Source organism: Pseudomonas rossensis (assembly GCF_039888995.1).
Lineage (GTDB): Bacteria > Pseudomonadota > Gammaproteobacteria > Pseudomonadales > Pseudomonadaceae > Aquipseudomonas > Aquipseudomonas rossensis.
Genome location: NZ_JBBWCB010000101.1, coordinates 1 through 20641, shown reverse-complemented (window position 1 = coordinate 20641; position 20641 = coordinate 1). Strand labels below are relative to the sequence as shown.

At 57.1% G+C, this 20641-nt stretch carries 23 protein-coding genes and 1 pseudogene; 17 read left to right on the top strand and 7 right to left on the bottom strand.

Annotated features, from left to right (window positions below; all coding sequences use genetic code 11):
* Positions 1-217 precede the first annotated feature (217 nt).
* On the bottom strand, positions 218-901 hold the full coding sequence (locus tag WLY71_RS22405) for a winged helix-turn-helix transcriptional regulator (protein ID WP_347805280.1): 684 nt from the start codon (positions 899-901) through the stop codon (positions 218-220).
* Positions 902-1004: 103 nt separating this feature from the next.
* Between WLY71_RS22405 and WLY71_RS22400 the strand changes: the two genes are divergently transcribed.
* Positions 1005-1946, top strand: a complete 942-nt coding sequence (locus WLY71_RS22400; RefSeq protein WP_347805279.1) for a carbon-nitrogen hydrolase family protein — start codon at positions 1005-1007, stop codon at positions 1944-1946.
* 42 nt (positions 1947-1988) lie between these two features.
* Positions 1989-2423 carry a GFA family protein gene (locus tag WLY71_RS22395; protein ID WP_347805278.1) on the top strand — a complete coding sequence of 145 codons (435 nt, stop codon included), beginning with the start codon at positions 1989-1991 and terminating at the stop codon, positions 2421-2423.
* Between the two features lie 50 nt (positions 2424-2473).
* Here WLY71_RS22395 and WLY71_RS22390 read toward each other — a convergent pair whose 3' ends face one another.
* Positions 2474-2935 carry an anti-virulence regulator CigR family protein gene (locus WLY71_RS22390; RefSeq protein ID WP_347805277.1) on the bottom strand — a complete coding sequence of 154 codons (462 nt, stop codon included), beginning with the start codon at positions 2933-2935 and terminating at the stop codon, positions 2474-2476.
* A 295-nt stretch (positions 2936-3230) separates the two neighbouring features.
* Here WLY71_RS22390 and WLY71_RS22385 point away from each other — a divergent pair.
* The 4 genes and pseudogenes from WLY71_RS22385 to WLY71_RS22370 all read left to right on the top strand — a co-directional run.
* Positions 3231-4045 (top strand): annotated as a pseudogene (locus WLY71_RS22385) (methyl-accepting chemotaxis protein); the annotation flags it as partial.
* Positions 4046-4514: 469 nt separating this feature from the next.
* On the top strand, positions 4515-5324 hold the full coding sequence (locus tag WLY71_RS22380) for a glycosyltransferase (protein ID WP_347805276.1): 810 nt from the start codon (positions 4515-4517) through the stop codon (positions 5322-5324).
* 84 nt (positions 5325-5408) lie between these two features.
* Positions 5409-6212: a 2OG-Fe(II) oxygenase gene (locus WLY71_RS22375; RefSeq protein ID WP_347805275.1), complete on the top strand. Its 804-nt coding sequence runs from the start codon at positions 5409-5411 to the stop codon at positions 6210-6212.
* A 41-nt stretch (positions 6213-6253) separates the two neighbouring features.
* Positions 6254-6739, top strand: a complete 486-nt coding sequence (locus WLY71_RS22370; RefSeq protein WP_347805274.1) for a GNAT family N-acetyltransferase — start codon at positions 6254-6256, stop codon at positions 6737-6739.
* 22 nt (positions 6740-6761) lie between these two features.
* On the opposite strand, the gene WLY71_RS22365 is transcribed toward WLY71_RS22370, so the two are convergent.
* Complete coding sequence (locus WLY71_RS22365; RefSeq protein ID WP_347805273.1) at positions 6762-7070, bottom strand: panthothenate synthetase; 309 nt, start codon at positions 7068-7070, stop codon at positions 6762-6764.
* Between the two features lie 290 nt (positions 7071-7360).
* Between WLY71_RS22365 and WLY71_RS22360 the strand changes: the two genes are divergently transcribed.
* The 4 genes from WLY71_RS22360 to phnE are packed head-to-tail and all read left to right on the top strand — an operon-like array spanning position 7361 to position 10591.
* The gene (locus tag WLY71_RS22360; RefSeq protein WP_347805272.1) at positions 7361-8212 is read left to right on the top strand and encodes a putative selenate ABC transporter substrate-binding protein; all 852 of its coding nucleotides are present in this window, start codon (positions 7361-7363) and stop codon (positions 8210-8212) included.
* Positions 8209-9006 carry a phosphonate ABC transporter ATP-binding protein gene (locus WLY71_RS22355; RefSeq protein ID WP_347805271.1) on the top strand — a complete coding sequence of 266 codons (798 nt, stop codon included), beginning with the start codon at positions 8209-8211 and terminating at the stop codon, positions 9004-9006. Before WLY71_RS22360 ends, WLY71_RS22355 begins: the two co-directional genes overlap by 4 nt.
* The gene (locus tag WLY71_RS22350) at positions 9000-9827 is read left to right on the top strand and encodes a PhnE/PtxC family ABC transporter permease (RefSeq protein ID WP_347805270.1); all 828 of its coding nucleotides are present in this window, start codon (positions 9000-9002) and stop codon (positions 9825-9827) included. Before WLY71_RS22355 ends, WLY71_RS22350 begins: the two co-directional genes overlap by 7 nt.
* A complete protein-coding gene (gene phnE, locus WLY71_RS22345) occupies positions 9824-10591 on the top strand; it encodes a phosphonate ABC transporter, permease protein PhnE (protein WP_347805269.1) in 768 nt (255 codons plus the stop codon). The genes WLY71_RS22350 and phnE overlap by 4 nt, the downstream gene beginning before the upstream one ends.
* 2 nt (positions 10592-10593) lie before the next feature.
* Here the strand turns inward: phnE and WLY71_RS22340 are convergent, their stop codons facing one another.
* The 3 genes from WLY71_RS22340 to WLY71_RS22330 are packed head-to-tail and all read right to left on the bottom strand — an operon-like array spanning position 10594 to position 13664.
* Positions 10594-11697: an extracellular solute-binding protein gene (locus WLY71_RS22340; protein WP_347805268.1), complete on the bottom strand. Its 1104-nt coding sequence runs from the start codon at positions 11695-11697 to the stop codon at positions 10594-10596.
* A 1-nt stretch (position 11698) separates the two neighbouring features.
* On the bottom strand, positions 11699-12607 hold the full coding sequence (gene aguB / locus WLY71_RS22335; RefSeq protein WP_347805267.1) for an N-carbamoylputrescine amidase: 909 nt from the start codon (positions 12605-12607) through the stop codon (positions 11699-11701).
* Between the two features lie 4 nt (positions 12608-12611).
* Positions 12612-13664 (bottom strand): agmatine deiminase family protein, encoded by a 1053-nt coding sequence (locus WLY71_RS22330; protein WP_347805266.1) that lies wholly within the window; start codon positions 13662-13664, stop codon positions 12612-12614.
* A gap of 147 nt (positions 13665-13811) precedes the next feature.
* Here WLY71_RS22330 and WLY71_RS22325 point away from each other — a divergent pair, with 147 nt between their 5' ends.
* The 5 genes from WLY71_RS22325 to ampC all read left to right on the top strand — a co-directional run bounded on the left by WLY71_RS22325 (position 13812) and on the right by ampC (position 18074).
* A complete protein-coding gene (locus WLY71_RS22325) occupies positions 13812-14687 on the top strand; it encodes a LysR substrate-binding domain-containing protein (RefSeq protein WP_347805265.1) in 876 nt (291 codons plus the stop codon).
* A 187-nt stretch (positions 14688-14874) separates the two neighbouring features.
* Positions 14875-15369: a PaaI family thioesterase gene (locus WLY71_RS22320; protein WP_347805264.1), complete on the top strand. Its 495-nt coding sequence runs from the start codon at positions 14875-14877 to the stop codon at positions 15367-15369.
* A gap of 74 nt (positions 15370-15443) precedes the next feature.
* Positions 15444-15662: a hypothetical protein gene (locus WLY71_RS22315; RefSeq protein ID WP_347805263.1), complete on the top strand. Its 219-nt coding sequence runs from the start codon at positions 15444-15446 to the stop codon at positions 15660-15662.
* 106 nt (positions 15663-15768) lie between these two features.
* A complete protein-coding gene (locus WLY71_RS22310; protein ID WP_347805262.1) occupies positions 15769-16146 on the top strand; it encodes a DUF6678 family protein in 378 nt (125 codons plus the stop codon).
* A gap of 734 nt (positions 16147-16880) precedes the next feature.
* A complete protein-coding gene (ampC, locus tag WLY71_RS22305; protein ID WP_347805261.1) occupies positions 16881-18074 on the top strand; it encodes a class C beta-lactamase in 1194 nt (397 codons plus the stop codon).
* Positions 18075-18284: 210 nt separating this feature from the next.
* Here ampC and WLY71_RS22300 read toward each other — a convergent pair whose 3' ends face one another.
* A complete protein-coding gene (locus tag WLY71_RS22300; RefSeq protein WP_347805260.1) occupies positions 18285-19019 on the bottom strand; it encodes a helix-turn-helix domain-containing protein in 735 nt (244 codons plus the stop codon).
* A gap of 115 nt (positions 19020-19134) precedes the next feature.
* Here WLY71_RS22300 and WLY71_RS22295 point away from each other — a divergent pair, with 115 nt between their 5' ends.
* Positions 19135-19803, top strand: a complete 669-nt coding sequence (locus WLY71_RS22295) for a YebB family permuted papain-like enzyme (protein ID WP_347805259.1) — start codon at positions 19135-19137, stop codon at positions 19801-19803.
* Positions 19800-20641: FAD-binding oxidoreductase (locus WLY71_RS22290; protein WP_347805258.1), on the top strand; the 842-nt coding region annotated here is incomplete at its 3' end. The genes WLY71_RS22295 and WLY71_RS22290, both read left to right, overlap by 4 nt.

The window sequence follows — 20641 nt, the reverse complement described above, 5'->3', positions numbered from 1 at the left end:
CCACCACCACCGTCTTTCGCATAGGCGGAGCTCATGATGGACAGGTCAGCAGGGAGTAATGGGGCGGCCGCCAGCATCAGGGCGCAGGACATTACAGCAATGAGACTCTTATTCTTTAAAAGCATGATTGCTTCCGTAGGGTTGGTTGATATCGCGAGTCTTAGGACGCATTAAGCCCAAGACAGTTCAAGTCCTGCGACGGATGGAGCTGCCAGCGCTAGCGTGCAGCGCTCCGGGTACCCGCGAACGCGCTTGTGCCAAGCCATCGCCACAAGCTTTCCGCATCTTTCACCGCGCCATCTACACGCAGCTCTCGCGATTGCAGAACCTCCCGCGGTGTGCGGTCGCCCGTCCACACCTCGGTCAACGCTCGCACGCTGGAGTCCACGACGAGCGTCAGTTCGCGTCCGGGATCGTCGCGGCACAGGTCTGCCACACCCTCTTCGACCACGAGCCACCACGCTTGCTCGCCGGGCCGCGCGTCGCGGAATTTGAAGTGGATGACCACCGGTCGGGACGGGAATGTCTCGACGCGCACGAACCGGCGCACGTCCCACATGAGCAAGCCCGCGTCGAGTTCGTCATCGCGAAGGCGACTGCCGATCCAGCGCGCGCCCCAATGACCCAGTGCCATGATGATGGGGCGCAATTCCTCCCCCGCCTTGGTCAGGCTGTACTCCCAGACTTTGCCGGTGGCCGTGCGGTGCACGACGCCGATTTCTTCCAAATGGCGCAGACGTTGTGCCAGCAGGTTGGTGGACATCCGTGGCACGCCGCGGTGCAGTTCATTGAAGCGCTTGCTGCCACACAGCAACTCGCGCACGACCAAAGGTGTCCAGCGCTCGCACAGGGCTTCAGCACCGCGCGCGACCGTGCAGAACTGACCGTAGCTTTCGTCCATTGCCTTGGCTCCGCAATTACAACGCTTCAGATTCTGAACTAGCCCCGCCACTTCGCCACGCGCACGCTGAAACCTCGAAAGCCAAATACCAAAGGAGCACGCCATGACCAAGGTAGCCATCATTCAGCGCCCGCCCGTGCTGCTCGACCGCAGCGCGACGATCGCCCGGGCCGTGCAATCGGTCGCCGAGGCAGCGACGGCGGGAGCCTCGCTGATCGTTTTGCCCGAATCGTACATTCCCGGTTACCCGTCCTGGATCTGGCGGCTGGCGGCGGGAAAGGACGGGGCTGTCATGGGCCAGTTGCACACGCGGCTGCTGGCCAACGCCGTCGATATCGCGAACGGTGACCTGAGCCAATTGTGCGAGGCCGCCAGGGTGCATGCGGTGACGATCGTGTGCGGCATCAATGAATGCGACCGGCGCAACGGAGGCGGCACGCTCTACAACAGCGTAGTCGTTATCGGCGCGAACGGCGCCGTGCTCAACCGACACCGCAAGCTGATGCCAACCAATCCCGAGCGCATGGTGCATGGCTTCGGTGATGCAACCGGATTGCGTCCGGTCGATACACCGGTCGGCCGCGTCGGTGCGCTCATCTGCTGGGAAAACTACATGCCGCTGGCACGCTATTCACTGTATGCCCAAGGGGTGGAAATCTACGTCGCCCCCACGTACGACACGGGCGAAGGCTGGATCAGCACGATGCGTCACATTGCACTTGAAGGCCGCTGTTGGGTGCTCGGCAGTGGCTCCGCACTGCGCGGCAGCGACATCCCCGACGACTTCCCGTCTCGTGCGCAACTGTTTCCCGATCCGGACGAATGGATCAACGACGGCGACTCAGTGGTGGTCAGCCCTCAAGGCCGGATCGTGGCCGGTCCATTACACCGAGAGGCCGGCATTCTGTATGCGGACATCGACGTCGCTCTCGTGGCGCCAGCGCGGCGGGCGCTCGACGTCACCGGGCACTACGCGCGCCCTGACATTTTCGAACTGCAGGTGCGGCGCACGCCGGCGACAGCGGTGCGTTACCTCGACGAATGAAGTCCGGCGGTATCGCCTGGCAATTGATCAAGGAGTCATGCCATGAGCATTGAACGGTCTTACAAGGGCAGTTGTTTTTGCGGTGCAGTCGAGTTCACCGTCAGTGGCGAGCCGGTCGGGATGGGCTACTGCCATTGCGAGTCGTGTCGGCATTGGTCAGCAGGACCGGTCAATGCCTTCACGCTGTGGAAACCCGAGGCGGTGCAAGTGACTCGCGGTGCTGACAACATCGGCACCTACAACAAGACACCGCAGAGTTACCGCAAGTGGTGCAAGACTTGCGGCGGGCACATCTTCACTGAACACCCGGGGATGGGGCTGATCGATGTGTATGCCGCGGTCATCCCGGATCTTGCGTATTTGCCAGGCGTTCACGTCCACTATCAGGAGACCGTGCTGCGCATCAAAGATGGATTGCCCAAGCTGAAGGATGTCCCCAACGAATTAGGGGGATCGGGTATCAGCGTGGACGAATAGCGCTGTTTACGCCGGTTGCCACCTTCAAATGGGCATATGGATCATGCCCATTAATCAAAAGCACCGTTGAGCACTTCGTAGATGAGCCCGGTTGCCAGCGCGACCAATATCAAGTCGGTGCCAACTTGCTGCCATTCATACCCATCATAATGCGGCAGCCTGCCGATCAACCGGCCGTCCAGTTTTTTGGCAATTCCGGGTGGAAGCGGCTTACCTCGCGCGAGGTTCTTTTGAATGCCGGGTGGCAATGCAGGTCCGGGGCTCCAGTAGTCCCGATACCCACCAATAATTCCAAGAACGCTTCCGCGATTGATGCTTGGGCCATTATCCCAATCACCACCCCCGGAATTTTTTCCCTTGCCTCCCTGGTTACCATGAACCTGGCTGTTTTGCGGGTTTCCCTTGCCATTTCCCTGGCCCTTTCCATTACCAGGATCGGCCAATGCAGTCACTGAACCGGAAACCAGCGCAAGGCATGTAATAGCTGCAATCAATGAGCTAGATCTGAGCATGAGTCGTTCCTTCAGGGTGGCGGGACATCTCTCTGGAATTTAGACGCTATCGGTGATGTGGGTTCCATATTCTCCCATCGACACCCAAGCCGCACGGCCGGTTTGCAACGGAACTGCCGTACTGCGCCTCACTTCAACATTACTTGCCTCTATTTCTGACTTTGTTTCCCGTGTTCACCGTCGACCACGGGAAGTTTGATGGTAAACGGCTACGCTTTGCACGGTTTCTCATGTATGCCTCGACATGCCGGAATGACCTGCCTTATTCCGGCTCAATTACATGGAGTAAATGTGAATGCCTTTGCCCCCTCGTTTTCTTGACCACTACCGCAAGGCCGACCGAATCATGTTGGGCCTGATCTGGCTGATGTTCCTCTTCGCTTTGGGTCTGGCTTACTGGCACGACACGTTTATTCAGGCGTTTTTGGTGGGTGGCGGCACGAGCCTGCTGCTGACGGTGCTTTATCGCGCAATGGGCGGCACGCGATGGATGCGGTGTTGCCTGGGCATTGGTTTGATGGTCGTCGCCGCGTTGCATATCAATCAGGCCGAGGGCGTCATTGAATCCCACTTCGGTATTTTCGCGTTGCTGGCGGTACTGACTTTTTATCGCGACTGGCTACCGATTCTGGTCGCCGCTGCCACGATCGCCGTTCATCACGTGGTTTTCCATGCGCTGCAACACCAAGGTTTTCCGGTCTACGTCATGGCGCATCACGGTGGGTGGACGATGGTGTTCGTTCACGCCTTCTATGTGATCATGGCGGCGGTCACCCTGCTCTATCTGGCCGTGCACAGTCAGGCCGAAGCGGTGGAGAGCCAGGACATGCTGGACAATCGCGGCCACGTCCCAGCTCAAATACGCTGGAGAAAGGGGCCAAGCATCAGCTGACGGAAATTGCCCAGATGACGGGTTCGATGCAGCGGATGGGGGACGCGATGGGACATATAGCCGTTCATGTCGAACATGCCGTTGAACATGCCGGCCAGGCCAGCGTGCAAATCACCCGAGGACATGAAAGTGTGAACCGCGCGCAGCAGGAAATCACTCAGTTGGCATCGCGCCTGAAAGGCAATGTCGAAATCCTTGCCCTGAGCAGCCAGCGCTTGCCGCCCATCGCCGTTCGCCTGGATGCACTGGGCCGCACGTTTCATCAGTAATGCTCAATGCGCAGTAGCCGTTAGTGCCACGGTATCTACAGAAATGGTTGTTTTCTGTGGCGCCGCCTCGCTCAAACCACGCTCGCGTGGTCTGGTCGCTATCTGTTTGCTGGCAGGTCAAGGGAATGCGTTCTCTTTCCGGTTCCGGTATGGAAACCACTACCCCGACACAGCCAGAGAGAGACAGGGACATGGCGATTTCACGGATGTTTACCTACAGCGCAGATCCTTATACGATGACGCCCGCATATACTGCTCTCCATCAGGTCCGAGTAAGCTATGGTTATTATGTACAACAAAGCGGCTTAACAAATCGTGCTTAATAGTCAAGCAAATTTTGCGCAGAAAAATAAACGAAAGTTGTATACAGGTTCAATTATTCCTACAATAACATGCAATATCATTGGGCGCCTGAACGATGAATAACACTAGCTTTCTGGCTGACAACTCTAAAACCTTCAGCATAGTTATAGTCAATTACAAAACACCAGAAATCACCAAGATATGCTTAGACTTATTGCAACAGCATGTGGGCAGCCACAGCGTCCCAATATGGGTAGTTGACAACTATTCCGCCGATGAAAGCACTGAGTACTTACGAACTCTTGACTGGATAAATTTAATCGAGCGCTCTGTTTCTGAACCAGAACCTGGGCATATAGCGCATGGCAAAGCACTTGACCTGGTCTTGGAGCGAGTTGAAACTGATTATTTATTTCTAATGCACACCGACACATTTGTTTTCGATAAAAATGTTTTTCCGATGATGCTAAATAAATGTTTAAAAAACCAAAAAGTCGTAGCGGTCGGTTGTGTCGAGCAATTAAACCGTGGCACCACGAGAACTCTTTGGCGCTTTAGCGCACGACTATTCAAACACCATTTCAGACGTCTGAAAATCTCCATGGGACTACGCTCCAGAGAACCAAAACCGTACAGAGAAGTCTACTTGAAGAGTTTCTGCACATTGTGGAACTGCAAACTTATCAAACAGCACAACATGCATTTTTCGATGGATGATCGCGTGCCAGGCTACACCCTCCAAGACCGCATGACCGAACTTGGCTATGTCGTTGAAATGTTATCACCGCGTAAAATCTTCAGTTATCTGGATCACATGCAGTCTGGCACTGTCGCAGCGGCTGGCGGCTATGAAAAGACTCATAGACGAACCAAAATGTACAACGATATTCTTAAGCGCCTGAAAAAAGAAGACAGCAAAAGTTAAGCAACGAAGAGACACAACGAGCAGTGCTGCTGGACTCTGCTTGAAGTCACCCACAAGTCTTTATATCAAGTTATTGGAGCGGTAATGGCACCCATCACTCAAGCACTACCTATGACCGTCTCCCCGGAGCTTGATTTCGACCAGAACGCCGCCAGCGCCTTGGGTTCTTCATTGGCCAGTCGGTATATTCAGGCTGCGCCATTTCCGCACATCGTCATCGATAATTTCCTGGATGAAGAGCTGATTGCGAGTATCTGCTCGCACTTCCCAACCGAACCCACCAACAACGAAATGCTCTATGAGCGCGGCTATAAAGGTCAATTAAAACGTCAAATCAGTCCCAACGAATGCACCCCCTATTTGAAGACTGTTTTCAACGCCTTTAACTCAGCTCCCATGTTGCAGTTTCTTGAAAAGCTCACAGGCATTGAAGGCTTGATACCCGACCCCTATTTTGCTGGTGGCGGCTTGCATGAAACGAAAAGTGGTGGTTTCCTGGGGGTACACTCGGACTTCAGGCTTAACAAAAAACTTAATGTTGAGCGCAGACTGAATATCATCATTTATCTAAATGAAGACTGGCGAGAGGAATACGGCGGCAACCTTGAACTTTGGGATGTCGACATGAAGACCTGTCTTAAAAAAGTCCTGCCCATTTACAATCGATGTGTCATTTTCAATACAGACAAAGACAGCAATCATGGGCATCCAGAGCCTTTAACAACGCCAGAGCACATCACGCGCAGGTCTATAGCGCTTTATTACTATACCGCAGGAACCATGGTGATCGATCCCGCACAAAGAAACAAAACCCACTACAAGCCAAGGCCCAAAGATCGCTTAAGCCTAAAGTACTACCTGGGCAAACTAATCAAGAAGAAAAACTAGACTACGAAAGCAGCCATTGCGCGCCATCTTTAAGGAAGAACATGGACATTCGATTGACGGAAGCCAAAGACTGGATGTTTTTGAAGCAAGTCCGTCTCGCTGCGCTTTTGGACACGCCGACAGCGTTTGGTGTGAGTTACCAAACGGCCGCTCAATACAGTGACGAGCAGTGGAAAGAACGCGCCTCGTCAGCGGCAGGACCGGAATTCTGGTTGGCCATCAAGGACGATAGACCGGTTGGGATGATCGGTGCTGGGGTCAGCCAAGCGAATCGCTATAACCTGATCGGAATGTGGGTAGAACCCGCTGCACGTGGTTCTGGCGTGGCAGGTCAGCTGGTTGAGGCAGTGAAATCTCGCGCAATCGGCAAAGGGCATGATCGCGTTTTTCTGGATGTCTCCCCGGACAATGCAAGAGCCTCGAATTTCTATCTAAAGCAGGGCTTCTCTTTCATCGATGAATGGGAACCTTTGGTCAGTCATCCGCATATCAGGGTTCAGACCATGCTTTGGACTGTACGGAACTGACTAATCAGACGTGTCTGGCCTCTCAGCACGCCCACGTTTTCCCGAGAGCCTCCAGACCGGACTTTTGCAGATCCTGCGCGCTCATCACAATACGGAACTTGCAGCTGGCGTTGAAGTTGAGAAAAAAGGGCTCCGCCAATGCGGGGATGTCGGAGGGGTCTTGTACGTCGACCACAAAAATCCCACCACGCTTGCCATCTTGCTCGGTAAAGTACGCCGCCTCCGGTTTGATGCTGTTCAGGATGCGCTCAATAACCTCGCCCACCTTCCCGGCTTTGACAAGGGTGTTGAAGGGTTCATTAGGGCACTCGACCATCAGCAACATCTTCATCATTCAATCCTCTGTTCAACTTGCAACCCTGTAGTGTCATGAAGAATAGCGAAGCGTGAGCCAACCCTCGTGCCGGGTTACGGGCGGTCATGAAATATGGCGATTTCGGGCTGCTAAAAGCGCTAACCCAAGGATCATCCTGGCCGGATCGACTTCAGGCTTGTCGCACTAACAATTGGGCCAAAGCGGTCAATTTCGCTCCATTTCGTTTACCCTCACAAAGTGCCATGCAGCAATCAGCTTGCGCTTGGCGTATCGACATTTTTGCTTTGATGCACCGGAGAATTTTCATGCTCAACCGTACCCTGGCATTGGCTGTCGGCTTGACCCTGTCTTTTTGCACCCTGTTGGCGCAGGCCGCCGACACCCTGAAAGTCAGTGCGATTCCCGATGAAGCCCCGACCGAACTGCTCCGCAAGTTCAAGCCGCTGGGCACCTACCTGGAACAACAATTGGGCATGAAGGTCGAGTTCGTTCCCGTGAGCGACTATCCGGCCGTGGTCGAGGCGCTGGCCACCGACCGAATTGATATGGCCTGGCTGGGCGGCTTCACATTCGTGCAGGCACGCCTGAAAACCGGCAATGCCATTCCGCTGGTACAGCGCGAACAGGACGCCCAGTTCACCAGCAAATTCATCACCGCCGACCCGGCCGTCAAATCCCTCGCCGACCTCAAGGGCAAGACCTTCGCCTTCGGTTCGGTGTCCTCCACTTCAGGCAGTCTCATGCCGCGCTATTTCATGCTGAAGGACGGCATCAAACCGGAAACCTACTTTAGCCGCGTGGGCTATTCCGGCGCCCATGACGCCACTGTCGCCTGGGTCCAGGCCGGTAAGGTGGACGCCGGGGTACTGAACGCCAGCGTGTGGGAAAAACTGGTCGCCGCCGGCAAGGTCGACACCACCAAGGTCAGAGTGTTTGCGACCACCCCGGCCTACTACGACTACAACTGGACGGTGCGCGGGACTCTCGACCCAGCGCTGGCGGCCAAGATAAAAGCCGCCTTTCTTGCTCTCGATCCGGCGAACCCGAAGGACAAGGAGATTCTGGATCTGCAGGCCGCCAGCCGATTCATCGAAACCAAACCCGAGAACTACAAGGGCATCGAGGAAGCCGCACGCGCCGCCGATCTGCTCAAATGACGTTGCGTCTGACCCAGGTCAGCCTTACCCACACCAACGGCGTCCAGGCGCTGCGCGGCGTGGACCTGCACATCGGTGCCAGCGAACAGGTCGCCATCATCGGCCCGTCCGGCGCGGGCAAGTCGAGCCTGCTCAACCTGCTGGCCACCGCCCTGCGACCGGACAACGGTGAGCTGCAGGTGCTCGGCGAGCGAGCCTGGCAGCTGTCTGCCCGCCAGCGTCAGCGTCTGCGCGCGCGCATCGGCCTTATCCATCAAGCGCCGCCGCTACCACCGCGCCAGCGCGTGGTCACCGCGGTTCTGGCTGGAAAACTGGGTCAGTGGGGTCTGGGCAAAAGTCTGCTGAACTTGCTGCATCCGGTGGATATTCCGGGCGCACGCGCGGCATTGGCCAGGCTCGACCTCAGCGACAAGTTGTTCGCGCAATGTCAGCAACTGTCCGGTGGACAGCTACAGCGCGTGGGCATTGCCCGCGTGTTGTATCAAGCGCCCGAGGTGTTGCTGGCCGATGAGCCGGTATCGGCCATGGATCCGGTGTTGGCCGAGCACACGCTTTCGGTGCTCTGTCGCCATGCCCGGCAGCACAACGTCACACTGGTCGCCAGCCTGCATGCGGTGGAGTTGGCCCTGGCGCACTTTTCGCGAATCATCGGCTTGCGTGATGGGCAGATCATGTTCGACCTTGCGTCCAGCGAAGTCGACCGCGAGCTGCTCGACAAGCTCTACGCCAACGAACAACTGCAATCCCCACCGATTACTCCGGCGCCCTTGAGTGTGCAGATTCCCCGATGCTGACCCGTGATACCCGAGATCCGGCCACCCGGCCCCGCCTGCTGCTCACCTTGCTGGCCCTCGCCTTGCTGTGGCCGGGCATTCACTTCAGCGAGTTGGACCTCAGTGTACTGGTGGCGAGTGACAGTCAGAGCGAGATGGGCCGGTTTGTCTCAGCCTTCTGGCCACCGGCCCATGGCGAGGAATTCATTGAGCTGTTAGTGCAAGCCACCTTGCAGACCCTGGCCATCGCCACGGCCGGCATGGCCCTGGCGTTGTTGTTGGCCGTCCCCGCCAGCCTGCTGGCCAGTCGGGCTCTGTCGCTGTCTGCTGCCTCCCGTGCCGGCCACCCCAGCTATTGGGGCCAACTGCTGCGTTGGCCGATACGCGGTTTACTGATCTTCCTGCGCAGCGTGCCGGAAATCGTCTGGGCGCTTTTGTTCGTGCGCGCCGTCGGCCTCGGCCCGACGGCCGGGGTACTGGCCATCGCCATTACCTACAGCGGCATGCTGGGCAAGGTCTACGCGGAAATTTTCGAGTCGGTCGACCAGCGCCCGGCCCACGCGCTATTGCAGGCTGGCAGCGGTCGGCTCACAGCCTTTTTCTACGGGATCCTGCCCAATGTCGCTGCGGAACTGCTGTCGTACACGGTGTACCGCTGGGAATGCGCAATCCGCGCCTCGGTGGTGATGGGCTTCGTCGGTGCCGGTGGTCTGGGCCAGCAAATGGACCTGTCGTTGCGCATGTTCGCCGGCGGTGAAGTGGCCAGTTTGTTACTGACGTTTCTTGTTCTGGTACTGCTCGCCGATCAACTCAGCCGCCTGCTGCGCTGGAGGCTGGCATGAATCGCCTGATCAACCTGGTGCTGCTTCTGTGTATCGGCGCAGCGGTGGTCGCCTCGTTCATCTACTTGAGCATCGACCTCGGCGAACTGGGTGGCAGCGGTAACCTGAAGCAGATGGGCGCATATGCGCAGCGTTTTCTCAGCCCGGACCTGAGCTCAGGCCACCTGCAAGCCATCGGCCACGGCGCCCTGGAAACCATCGCCATGTCCGCCCTTGGCACTCTGCTCGCGGCGGTATTCGGCCTGCTGTTGGCATTGCCCGCGGCCGGGCGCTTCGGCTGGCCTTTGCAGAGCGCGTCGCGTCTGGTGCTCAACGCTTTGCGCGCGGTTCCGGAACTGGTGTGGGCTGCGCTGATGGTCCTGGCCGCCGGGCTCGGCCCCAATGCCGGCACCCTGGCCTTGGCCTTGCACACCACCGGCGTGCTCGGCCGGTTGTTCGCCGAAGCGCTGGAAAACACCCCACACGAACCGGCCGAAGCCATCCGCCTGCAGGGCAGCAATGCCATATGGGCGTTCTGTTACGGATCACTGCCCAACCTGTTGCCACAACTACTGGCCTACATCCTGTACCGCTGGGAAAACAATATCCGCATGGCCAGCGTGCTCGGCTTCGTCGGCGCCGGTGGTTTGGGGCAAATGCTCTATGTCAGCCTCAGTCTGTTCCAGGAAGCTCAAGCCAGCACGGTCATTCTGGCCATGCTGTTGCTGGTATTTGCCGTCGACACATTGAGCAGCTGGAGCCGTCAACGCTGGGTCAAGGCCTGACGTCACTTCGCGGTGGCGGTTTTGAACTTGGTCCAGGTGCGCATGCGCGCCCGCATATCGGGCTGGGGAATGTCCTTGCCCGGAATCAGCCGCGCATAAGTGGCCTCATCGAGGTAAATATCCGGGTTGTTGCGCATGGTCGCATCGACGCTCGCACGTGCCTTGGCATTGGAGGTGGGGTAGCCGGTGAAGTTACTGATGGCGGCCATGTTCTGCGGGCGCATGACGAAGTTGATGAACGTATAGGCGTACTCCGGATGTCTGGCGTCTACCGGAATCGCCATGGTGTCCATCCACACCGTGGTGCCTTCACGGGGAATACGGTATTGGAACGTGGTGTTTTTGCCGGCGGAATCCGCCGTCCGTTGCGCCTGTGTCATGTCCCCGCTGTAACCGAGCGACAGGCACAGGTTGCCGTTCACCAGATCGGTGACCGGCTGCGACTGGAACTTGCGGATGTACGGCCGAAGTTTGAGCAACAGTTCACTCGCCGCGGCCAGGTCCTCGGGCTTCGCGCTGCGTGCCTCCCGACCCAGATAATTGAGCACGACTGCCAGCACTTCGTCGGGCGAGTCGATCATCGAAATACCGCAGTCGGCAAATTTGGCAGCCAGTTCCGGTTTGAACAACATGTCCAGGCTGTTGACCGGGGCATCCGGCACGCGCTGTTTGATCTGCTCGGCATTGTAGGTCAGACCAATGGTGCCCCAGGTGTAGGGGACGGTGGCCTGGCGCGAATACTCGTAATGCGTTCGCAACTTCTGCAAGCCGGGTTCGACGTCATTTAGGGCCGTGAGTTTTGACCGGTCCAGCGGTTGCAGGCTGCCGGCGCGCGTCAAGCGTTCGGCGACGGTGTCGCCCGGGAAGATCAGGTCATAACCGCTGCCGCCGGCGAGCATTTTGGCTTCAAGCGTCTCGCTGCCATCCATGACGTCGTAGATCACTTTGATCCCGGTTTCGGCGGTGAATTTGGCCAGCGTGTCCTCGGCAAAATAGTCGGCCCAGTTGTACATCCTGAGGGTTTTTTCTTCCGCGTGCAGCGACGGCAAGGCACAGCCCAGCGCCAGGCCCATGGCGCCGCTCAACAGCTTTTTGATCGTGTGCATATCAAGCCTCTTGAGTGTTCCAGCGTGCATTGAGGTGACGACCGTCCTGAGTCAACAGTGCGCCGTACATGTCCGGACGGCGATCGCGGTAAATGCCCCAGCTCAAGCGCTCTTCGCGCATGGCGGCCAGGTCCAGGCTTTGCACCAGCACGCCGGTGCTGTCGCGGTCGGCCTCGGCGAGCAGCTTGCCCTTGTGGTTGCAGATAAAGGACGAGCCGTAGAAGCTCATTTGCAGGGCAGGATCGGTGGTGGCCACTTCGCGGCCGATGCGGTTGGCAGCCACCAGCGGCAGCAGGTTGGCGGCTGCGTGGCCGCGCATGGTCATCTGCCAGTGGTCGCGGGAATCCAGCGTCGCGCAGCCAGGCTCAGAACCGATGGCGGTGGAAAACAGCAAGACTTCAGCGCCCATCAACGCCAGGCAGCGCGCGGTCTCGGGGAACCACTGATCCCAGCAGATCCCCACACCCAGTCGCCCGAACGCCGTGTCCCAGACACGAAAACCGGTATCGCCGGGGCTGAAGTATTCCTTCTCCTGATAGCCGATGGCGTTGGGAATGTGGGTCTTGCGATACACACCCAGCAAGCGCCCATCGGCATCGGCCACACTCAACGAATTGAAGTAAGCATTACCGGCCTTCTCGAACCAGCTCAGCGGCAGCACGACGCCCAACTCTTTGGCCAATGCGGCAAAGCGCTTGAGCACAGAGCTGGATCGATATTCTTCGGCCAGCGCCAGGTGCTTGTGGCTTTGCTCGATGCAGAAATACGGCGTGGCAAACAGCTCCTGCAACAGGATGACCTGGGCGCCTTTGGCCGCGGCCTCGCGCACCCGTTGCTCGGCCTGATCGAGGTTGTGTTGCAGGTCCCAGGTGCAGGGCATCTGGGTGGTGGCGATGGTCAGAAGCGTCATGGCATCAGCCCTCCACCGGCCAGGCGGGCTGTTGCTGGGTGATGCAATGCACACCGCCACCGCCATGGGCCAGGTGATTGATCCGCACCTGCACCACCTCGCGTCCCGGGAATGCCTGCCGCAGTACGGCGGCCGCCACGTTGTCGGCATCAATGCCGTAGGCCGGCATGATGATGGCGTCGTTGGCGATGTAAAAATTGGTGTAGGAGGCACAGAACACTTCAGCTTCGGTGTCCACGGCATCGCTGGCTTCATACAATTCGATCAGCTCGAACTGTCGGCCTTGGGCATCGGTGGCCAGCTCCAGGGCACGACGGTTTTCCCGGGCCACTTCGGCATACACCGAGTGCTGGTCGTGGGTGGCGTCCACCAGCAAAACCCCAGGGCGGGCGAACGCGCACACGCCATCGACGTGGCCGTCAGTCATGTCACCGGTCACATAGTCCGGATCACCCGGCAGCCAGATCGTCTTCTTCACGCCCAGCAGACGCGTGAAGATTTCCTCCATCTCCGCCTTGTTCATGCCCGGGTTGCGATTGGGGTTGAGCAACACCGACTCGGTGGTGATCAGCGTGCCCTCGCCGTCCACATGGATGGCCCCGCCTTCATTGCTCAGCGCGGTACCAAAGCATTCCACTCCCAAGTGATTGAGTGTGCGACGAGCCAGGCTTTCGTCCAGATCATGAGCCGACTTGCCGCCCCACGCATTGAAGCGCCAGCTCACCCCGGCCAGGCCATGTTGCGGATGGCAGACGAAACTCGGACCGGAGTCCCGGCACCAACTGTCGTTCACCGCCAGCTCGATCAATTCGATGTTCGGCCCACATAACGCTTTGGCGCTGGCGATAGCAGAAGGGTCGACGACCAGTTTCACCGGTTCGAAACGGGCGATGGCGTTGGCCACGCGAGCGAAGTCCTCTTGCACCAGAGGCAATGTCACGCCCCAACCGGACTCCCAGAGTGCCGTGTTGTGCGGCCAGACCATCCAGGTGGCGGCGTGCCTGACCCACTCGGCCGGCATCATCCAACCGCTGTTTCGAATTTCATTCTGCTGCATGACATGCTGCATGATAAAAAGCCCTTTTAGTTAAGCCATTGTGTTCAACAAAACTGCTTGGGTGTTCCTGGCATGCATGCTACGGCCGTAAAATCAGGCAAACAAACGATGGATTTTGCAGACAAATGATTAGAGGAACTTATCAATATGCTCAAGCACTGGCCGCCACTCAGCACCCTTCGCGGCTTTGAAGCCGCCGCCCGGCTGGGCAGTTTCCACAAGGCGGCCGCCGAGTTGCACCTCACCCAATCGGCGATCAGTCAGCAGATCCGCAGCCTTGAGGCGTACCTTGAACAACCCTTGTTCTTTCGCAGTGGACGCAGTGTCAGCCTGACCGATGCCGGTCACGACCTGCTCAGCACCACCCAGGCGTTGCTGCAACAACTGGCCGTCGGCATTCGCCGCCTTGGGCAGTACCAGAAACCCAACCAACTGGTCCTCAACACCACCCCGGCGTTCGCCCGTCATTGGCTGCTGCCCCGCTTGGGGGATTTTCGCCGCGAGCACCCGGACGTTGATCTGTGGATTTTCAGTACCGATGAAGTCCCGGACATGACCACCCAGACCATCGACCTCGCCGTGCGCGATGACATCAGTTCCCAAGCCGAGTGCAGCTTCAAGGTGCTGCACGCCGACCGCCTCTACCCGGCGTGTCACCCGAACCTGTTGGCGCTGCCAAGGGAACAGCGCACCACCCTTCATGGCGAGCGGGAAATGGATTGGAGTCACTGGGCGGTGGAAGCTGGCATCGATGTGGGCCAGAAAGATCAGGGGCTGAATTTCTCCGACCCGGGCCTGCTGCTGGACGCCGCGTGCGCGGGGCTCGGTATCGCCCTGGTCAGCCAGTTATTGAGCCGGCAGGCGCGCGCCCAAGGATTGTTGCAACCCTTGGTGGAGCAAATCATTCGCGGCCCGAACTGGGCCATGCTGACCCATCGTGACAGTGAGAACAATGCGCTGGCGCGGAGCTTCAGTGAGTGGCTGCTGGGTAACCTGGAAGCAGCAGACACGATTACTGAGTGAAGCCTCACCCCACGGTTCGCGCAGCGCGCGCTTTCGCGTATCGCGAGAGTCCGATCTTGATGCCTACCAGGATGGAGGCGGCGACGACAAAAAGAACTGCGGCTGGCCGGCTTGCCCGAGTGACCGGGGCCGATTACAGCGTTAAAATCCGACAAGTTTGATTCACATTTTTGAGGATGACCACGCTATGTCCAGGCTCGACACCTCCCTGCAAGACACCGCCGCGCCTGAAGGCGTTTGTTACGGCTGCGGCAGCAGCAATCCGCACGGGCTTCACATCAAGAGCTTCTGGCATGAGGACGGCGTGCATGTCATGGCCGAGCACTTGCCTGATGCCAAGTATTGCGGCTGGCCGGATCTGGTTTACGGCGGACTGACAGCGATGCTGGTTGACTGCCATTCAAACTGGACGGCGATGGCTTATCACTACCGCACGGAACACCGCGAAGTCGGGAGCCTCCCCCGCATCAATTGCGTCACTGGCAACCTTGGCATCAAGTTCATCAAACCGACACCGATGGGTGTACCGCTGACCCTGCGTGCGAAAGTCGAAGGTGAAGTCGGACGCAAAACTCGCGTCATCTGCGAGGTCTATGCGGGGGATGTGCTGACGGCTATTGGAGACTCCATTTTAGTTCGCGTAGATACCGAGCAACTGGCAGCTGTTGCTCATAGTCGGTAGGTTGCCTCCACTCAAGCACCACCCATTGGCGGTTTGGCAGGACCCGCCAGAGCTCACCATCAAGTGAGGTTCAAATGGACAGCACACCGGGGCTGGAAATCGAGGAGGTCGCCAGTAACGAGTTTTTCGGTCTTTGGAACCAGGGAATGTTCGAGAAGCAGCGCCTGGGTCAAGCCTTCTATAGCTATTTCCGTCTGCATCGCCTCACCGACCAAGCGTCCTTATTTGGCCTCTACGAAGCTGACGGGGAAAAAGCCTTGGTCACGATTTCACGCCTGTTTCAGATCAAATAGTCGCTCTTCCTGAAGGGCTGGAATCGGCCTGGGTCGAAACCAGCCGGTTACAGGAGCCCGGCATCGAGCTTAGATTGTACTCACTCCATATCAGAGCGCGGATCTTATGCATCAATTGCCCGAACCCGACGAGATCGCAAAAGCGAAAATTCGCAAACTGCTGTCTGACGACATGATTTTGCCAGTGATGAATAACACTAAATGGGCTGAGCTGATCGAAGCAATGCTTAGCGCTCCGGAAATGAGCCCGGAATTCAGATTGCACAGTACTTTGGCTCCAAGCGACTACTGCACAGGCTGGGATCGCGACTGGCATTATCACATCCATCCGGTAGCAGAAATTGAGTGGATCGAACTCAGAGCAGTTTCACTTGATTGGCTGTTGTCCACGCTAAGAAAGTACAACCTCCCCTTTTCTCTAGAGGAGGGAACGCCATGTGTTTGGGGTTACACAAGACCTGGCATCCAGCCTCTTTGGGACTGAGTTTTCTGTGTTTGCTTGACCGGTTGAGTCCACAGTCCATTGCAGCCCTTGGCGACAGGCAGACATCGGCCAAAAGCTGTCTCTCGACAATACTCAGGGAAGAACCATGCAACCATCACTCAATCGGATAATGCCCGATTTAAGATACTGCCGGCGCTCAAAAACGTTTTCACACACCCTCGGCCGAAATCAGTCAGTCGTGCGATTTGTATAGCCCTATGAGCGGGAGGCGTCGGCTACGGAAAGCTACCAGTGCGATCACCGTTAGCTCTGCTGAGGATGAGAAGGTTTAGGGCAAATTCAGGGCCTCGATAGACCGCCTCGGGCCCTGCACAGCGTGAAATTTGCGCATATTTATTGGCTTACGGCCATTAACTATAATAAATAGTTCCATTGATTCTAATGTGTCGATATTGGCGGACTAATATCAAGCCAACGAGCAAATACGCTTTGAATATATGTGTGTGAGGTTGAGTTATCGGTAGATATTATGGTAGTGCGACTTCAAATAATTATTAATCGATCCAGGCAAAGTCGTTGTTAGTAGGCTGGTGAGGCTGATAATGGACTCTAATACTCTGATGAATATATTGGATGCGAGCGCTGATGCGGACGTAATTAATGCCTCCGTACGTTTCTCTTCACCAAAAAAAATATTTGGTAGAGTTTTTTGTCGATCATGAAGATCAAGAAAGCTCCACTGTTGTTCAATAGTCATGGAGGATCTTTCAATCATGTACGGAAAGACTCTGGCCAGGCTGGGTGGCTTTGCCGTTATCGCATTTTTTCTCGGCGCAGGCAGCTGCGTCGCTGGAGATGATGTAGAAAACAGACTCAGGGCTGTCGTGGACGCGGCTATCCGGCCGGTTATGCAAGAGTATGGCATTCCTGGCATGGCGGTGGCCGTAACACTCCATGGGAAGCAGTATTACTTTAACTACGGCGTTATCTCCATGGAGGAAGGGAGGCCGAAGGTCACCAAGGAGACAATTTTCGAGATCGGCTCGATTAGTAAAATCTTCACGGCGACCCTCGCATCCTACGCGCAGGAAATCGGAAAGCTTTCCCTGTCTGATCCCGCAAGCCAATACCTGCCTTCGCTGCGTGGCAGCAGTCTCGACAACATCAGCCTGCTCGATCTTGGAACCTACACGGCCGGCAGTCTGCCGCTGCGGTTTCCGGAAGATGTGGACAGTTACGAAACAATGATCGGTTATTTCAAAAACTGGCAACCGAACTATGCCGCCGGAACAATGAGGCTCTACTCGAACCCGAGCATCGGTCTGCTCGGCTTTCTGACCGCCGAGAGCATGGGGGAGCCTTTCGAAGATCTACTGGAAAAGAGGCTGTTTCCGATGCTCGGCCTGAAGCAAAGTTACGTCAGGGTCCCTCAAGCGCAGATGAGTCATTACGCGTACGGCTATAGCAAAGAGGGCGTACCGTCCAGGATGGTCCCAGGTGTTCTGTATGCCGAGGGTTATGGCGTGACATCCAGCTCGGCGGACATGATTCATTTCGTCGAGGCAAACATGCAGGAGGTGGATCTGGATGAGCCTCTGCAACGTGCGATCACTGCAACGCATACAGGCTACTACAAGGTCGCAGATATGACGCAGGGCTTGGGATGGGAGTTTTACCCATATCCAATAGAGCTCGACCGCTTGCTCGCGGGCAACTCGTACCCAATGATCCTTGAGGCCCATGAAATTACCCGGCTCAACCCTCCGCTGCCACCGCAGGGTAACGTGCTCATTAACAAGCCAGGCATGACGGACGGTTTCGGCGCTTACGTGGCCTTTGTTCCAGCCAAGGGCATGGGCATCGTGACGCTGGCGAACAAGAACTATCCCCTCCCTGCGAAGGTGAAAGCCGCCCATGAAGTATTGACGGCCCTGGATACTCGGATTGGATCGAGTGCACGTCAGTGAGCGCTTGAAACTCTACGCACCTTAGCGAGGTGGCCTGGATGAGGATTGGTGGGCAATGTTTTTTGTCCACCCGATTCAGCGACTGACCGCAATGGGTCGTTTCCTGCCGGTCGCGACAGGCAGAAATCGGCCAAAACCGGTCCTTCGCAATCGCTGCCGGATAGCGGACGTCTGGCGCGAAGATCTCCCTGCGTTATCCCTGCTGGTCGGCTATATCCGCTTAAGCTTTCTGAACGCCTGTGGTTCCCATACACGCATTGCCAGTAGGAGCGCAGTTCCGCGTTTCTCGGACAAAGGGGCGGTCAACGATTCGTTGTGAAGCGCTGCCAGTTTGCTACGCAACCTGTGCATTTCGACCTGCAACTGGGCGTACGCAGACTTCGTCAACATGCCATGAGCAAAGTCCATTGTCTCGTCAGGAACGTCGAACCGGCTTCCCAAAAAATCGGGTAATCCCTGCTGCAGAAAGAATTTCCGGATAGGGCCATCCGACAGCCAATCAAAGTCTCGCGCTACGAGCAGCCTGATGCGGTTTCCCGGTTTCAGGTTTGCCAGGCCCATCCGCTCCAACACCAGCAGGTTCTTGATGCACTCGGCTTTCGACAGGCGGTAGGCAGACACTATTTCTTCCAGCGACCAATGATTCAGCGCACATACGGCCACCAGCAACAACTTCTCGTTTGATACAAGTTGCGCTTCCTGTTCACGCTTTAGCATTTGCAGGCGCGGTGCCGACAACTCCGCCTCCTGAAGCAATTCCGCCATCGTCAGACCCAGCAGATCACAGAGCTGGGCGAGGCGCTCAACCGTCAGACGCCCGCTAGCCAGCAGGCGCTTCACGCTGGGCTCCGATAGGTCGAGCGCTTGTGCAACGTCGCGATAGGTCATACCTGCTGCCTTGAGACGCTGCTTTATGGTCAAAATGAGCCGGGTAATCTGCGTCATTAACGTATTGATATTCGATACCAAAGGTATCAGTTTAACGAAATATAAACGAACAAGTTGCGAATTATGCGACCACCCTCTCATGCTGAACTCTCAGAAGAGCTAGGAGGCGAGCATGTCCATCAGGAACGGGATGATCAGAATAATTCGTTCGGTGCGCGTGGGTGTGGGGTCGCACGTCACGGTACTCAATGCCACAGCGCCGGGTAGGCCGCCGGTGGGCGATTTGCATATCGGAGACCTGGTGTTCATCCGTGTCACCGCGCGCCCCTTCATGGAGGTCGCCAGCGCGACGAACTCATGGACGAACCATGTGGGAGTGGTCGTCGACAACTGCGGCGATGATCCATTGATTGCGGAAAGCACGTTTCCGTTTGCGCGAACAACATTGCTGACGCACTTCCTGGAGCGCTCCGACCACGGACGCTGTGTAGTCGCGAGGCTAATCGCGCCGCTCAACGACACGCATCGCAGGGTGCTAAAGACAGCCGTTGTTCGTCGGCTAGGCACTTTCTATGACACCGGGTTCAACATACGCTCGCGGCGCCAGTTCTGTTCTCGCTTCGTCCGTGAAGTCATCGATGAAGCGACGAACATTCAGCTCGGTGAGGTGGAGACGTTCGCAACGTTGCTGCGACATAACGCCGAGACGAATCTATCCTTTTGGCGGTTGTGGTATTTCGGCCGAATTCCGTGGCAACGGTGTACCGTCACTCCAGCGAGCCTGCTTCGAAGTCCGAATGTGCGCGTCATTTTCGATTCACAGGGGGGTAGCGCAATATGATCGACAACACGCGACCGTACTCCCCTTCAGAGCCGTCGCATAATCTCACTCGGCGCAATCTACTCCAGGCTGGCATGGCCGGGATTGCAGTCAGTGTGCTGTCACCCTGGTCGGTATGGGCGGCACCTTCGGGCGTCTTGGTTAACGATGTGACGCTGCTCAACCCGATTTGGGTTAATCGCCTGTTCGCCCCGCGTACCACCGACGAAATTCGACAGGCGCTCGCTATGTGGTCAGGCCCGGTCAGTATCGGTGGTGGCCGCTATAGCATGGGAGGACAGATTGCCACAGAAGACAGCCTGCACCTCGATATGCGTCAGTTCAATCGGGTAATCCGTTACTCGCCTGAGAACAGGGTCATACGCGTGCAAGCAGGGATGCGGTGGCGCGACCTGCAGTCGGTCATCGACCCACACGACCTCTCGGTAAAAATCATGCAGAGCTATGCCAACTTCACCGTCGGCGGGGCGCTGTCGGTCAATGCTCATGGACGTTATGTCGGCGCCGGTCCGGTGATCAACTCGGTGCGTTCCCTGCAGCTGGTGCTCGCCGACGGTTCGGTAATAGAAGCGTCTCGCACCGAAAATGCCGACTTGTTCCACGCTGCCATCGGTGGCTATGGCGCGCTGGGGGTCATCACCGAGGTCGAATTGGACCTTGCGTCCAACGTCACGATGGAACGTCAGGTGCACCACATGTCAGTTGCCGATTACCCGAAATTTTTCAATAACCAGGTCCGCGGGAACGAACAGGCTATCCTGCACAACGCCGATCTGGCACCACCCTACTTTGACCAGGCCACTTCCGTCACCTGGCGCACCACGGACAAAGAGCTGAC

Excerpts from the sequence above, each read along its gene's own strand:
- WLY71_RS22395 (WP_347805278.1), top strand. The coding sequence starts at position 1,989 with ATGAGCATTGAACGGTCTTACAAGGGCAGTTGTTTTTGCGGTGCAGTC.
- WLY71_RS22370 (WP_347805274.1), top strand. The coding sequence starts at position 6,254 with ATGGACATTCGATTGACGGAAGCCAAAGACTGGATGTTTTTGAAGCAA.
- WLY71_RS22380 (WP_347805276.1), top strand. The coding sequence starts at position 4,515 with ATGAATAACACTAGCTTTCTGGCTGACAACTCTAAAACCTTCAGCATA.
- WLY71_RS22350 (WP_347805270.1), top strand. The coding sequence starts at position 9,000 with ATGCTGACCCGTGATACCCGAGATCCGGCCACCCGGCCCCGCCTGCTG.
- WLY71_RS22400 (WP_347805279.1), top strand. The coding sequence starts at position 1,005 with ATGACCAAGGTAGCCATCATTCAGCGCCCGCCCGTGCTGCTCGACCGC.
- WLY71_RS22325 (WP_347805265.1), top strand. The coding sequence starts at position 13,812 with ATGCTCAAGCACTGGCCGCCACTCAGCACCCTTCGCGGCTTTGAAGCC.
- WLY71_RS22405 (WP_347805280.1), bottom strand. The coding sequence starts at position 901 with ATGGACGAAAGCTACGGTCAGTTCTGCACGGTCGCGCGCGGTGCTGAA.
- WLY71_RS22330 (WP_347805266.1), bottom strand. The coding sequence starts at position 13,664 with ATGCAGCAGAATGAAATTCGAAACAGCGGTTGGATGATGCCGGCCGAG.
- WLY71_RS22340 (WP_347805268.1), bottom strand. The coding sequence starts at position 11,697 with ATGCACACGATCAAAAAGCTGTTGAGCGGCGCCATGGGCCTGGCGCTG.
- WLY71_RS22375 (WP_347805275.1), top strand. The coding sequence starts at position 5,409 with ATGGCACCCATCACTCAAGCACTACCTATGACCGTCTCCCCGGAGCTT.
- WLY71_RS22295 (WP_347805259.1), top strand. The coding sequence starts at position 19,135 with ATGTCCATCAGGAACGGGATGATCAGAATAATTCGTTCGGTGCGCGTG.
- WLY71_RS22310 (WP_347805262.1), top strand. The coding sequence starts at position 15,769 with ATGCATCAATTGCCCGAACCCGACGAGATCGCAAAAGCGAAAATTCGC.
- phnE (WP_347805269.1), top strand. The coding sequence starts at position 9,824 with ATGAATCGCCTGATCAACCTGGTGCTGCTTCTGTGTATCGGCGCAGCG.
- aguB (WP_347805267.1), bottom strand. The coding sequence starts at position 12,607 with ATGACGCTTCTGACCATCGCCACCACCCAGATGCCCTGCACCTGGGAC.
- WLY71_RS22365 (WP_347805273.1), bottom strand. The coding sequence starts at position 7,070 with ATGAAGATGTTGCTGATGGTCGAGTGCCCTAATGAACCCTTCAACACC.
- WLY71_RS22360 (WP_347805272.1), top strand. The coding sequence starts at position 7,361 with ATGCTCAACCGTACCCTGGCATTGGCTGTCGGCTTGACCCTGTCTTTT.
- WLY71_RS22320 (WP_347805264.1), top strand. The coding sequence starts at position 14,875 with ATGTCCAGGCTCGACACCTCCCTGCAAGACACCGCCGCGCCTGAAGGC.
- WLY71_RS22390 (WP_347805277.1), bottom strand. The coding sequence starts at position 2,935 with ATGCTCAGATCTAGCTCATTGATTGCAGCTATTACATGCCTTGCGCTG.
- WLY71_RS22300 (WP_347805260.1), bottom strand. The coding sequence starts at position 19,019 with ATGACGCAGATTACCCGGCTCATTTTGACCATAAAGCAGCGTCTCAAG.
- ampC (WP_347805261.1), top strand. The coding sequence starts at position 16,881 with ATGTACGGAAAGACTCTGGCCAGGCTGGGTGGCTTTGCCGTTATCGCA.
- WLY71_RS22355 (WP_347805271.1), top strand. The coding sequence starts at position 8,209 with ATGACGTTGCGTCTGACCCAGGTCAGCCTTACCCACACCAACGGCGTC.
- WLY71_RS22315 (WP_347805263.1), top strand. The coding sequence starts at position 15,444 with ATGGACAGCACACCGGGGCTGGAAATCGAGGAGGTCGCCAGTAACGAG.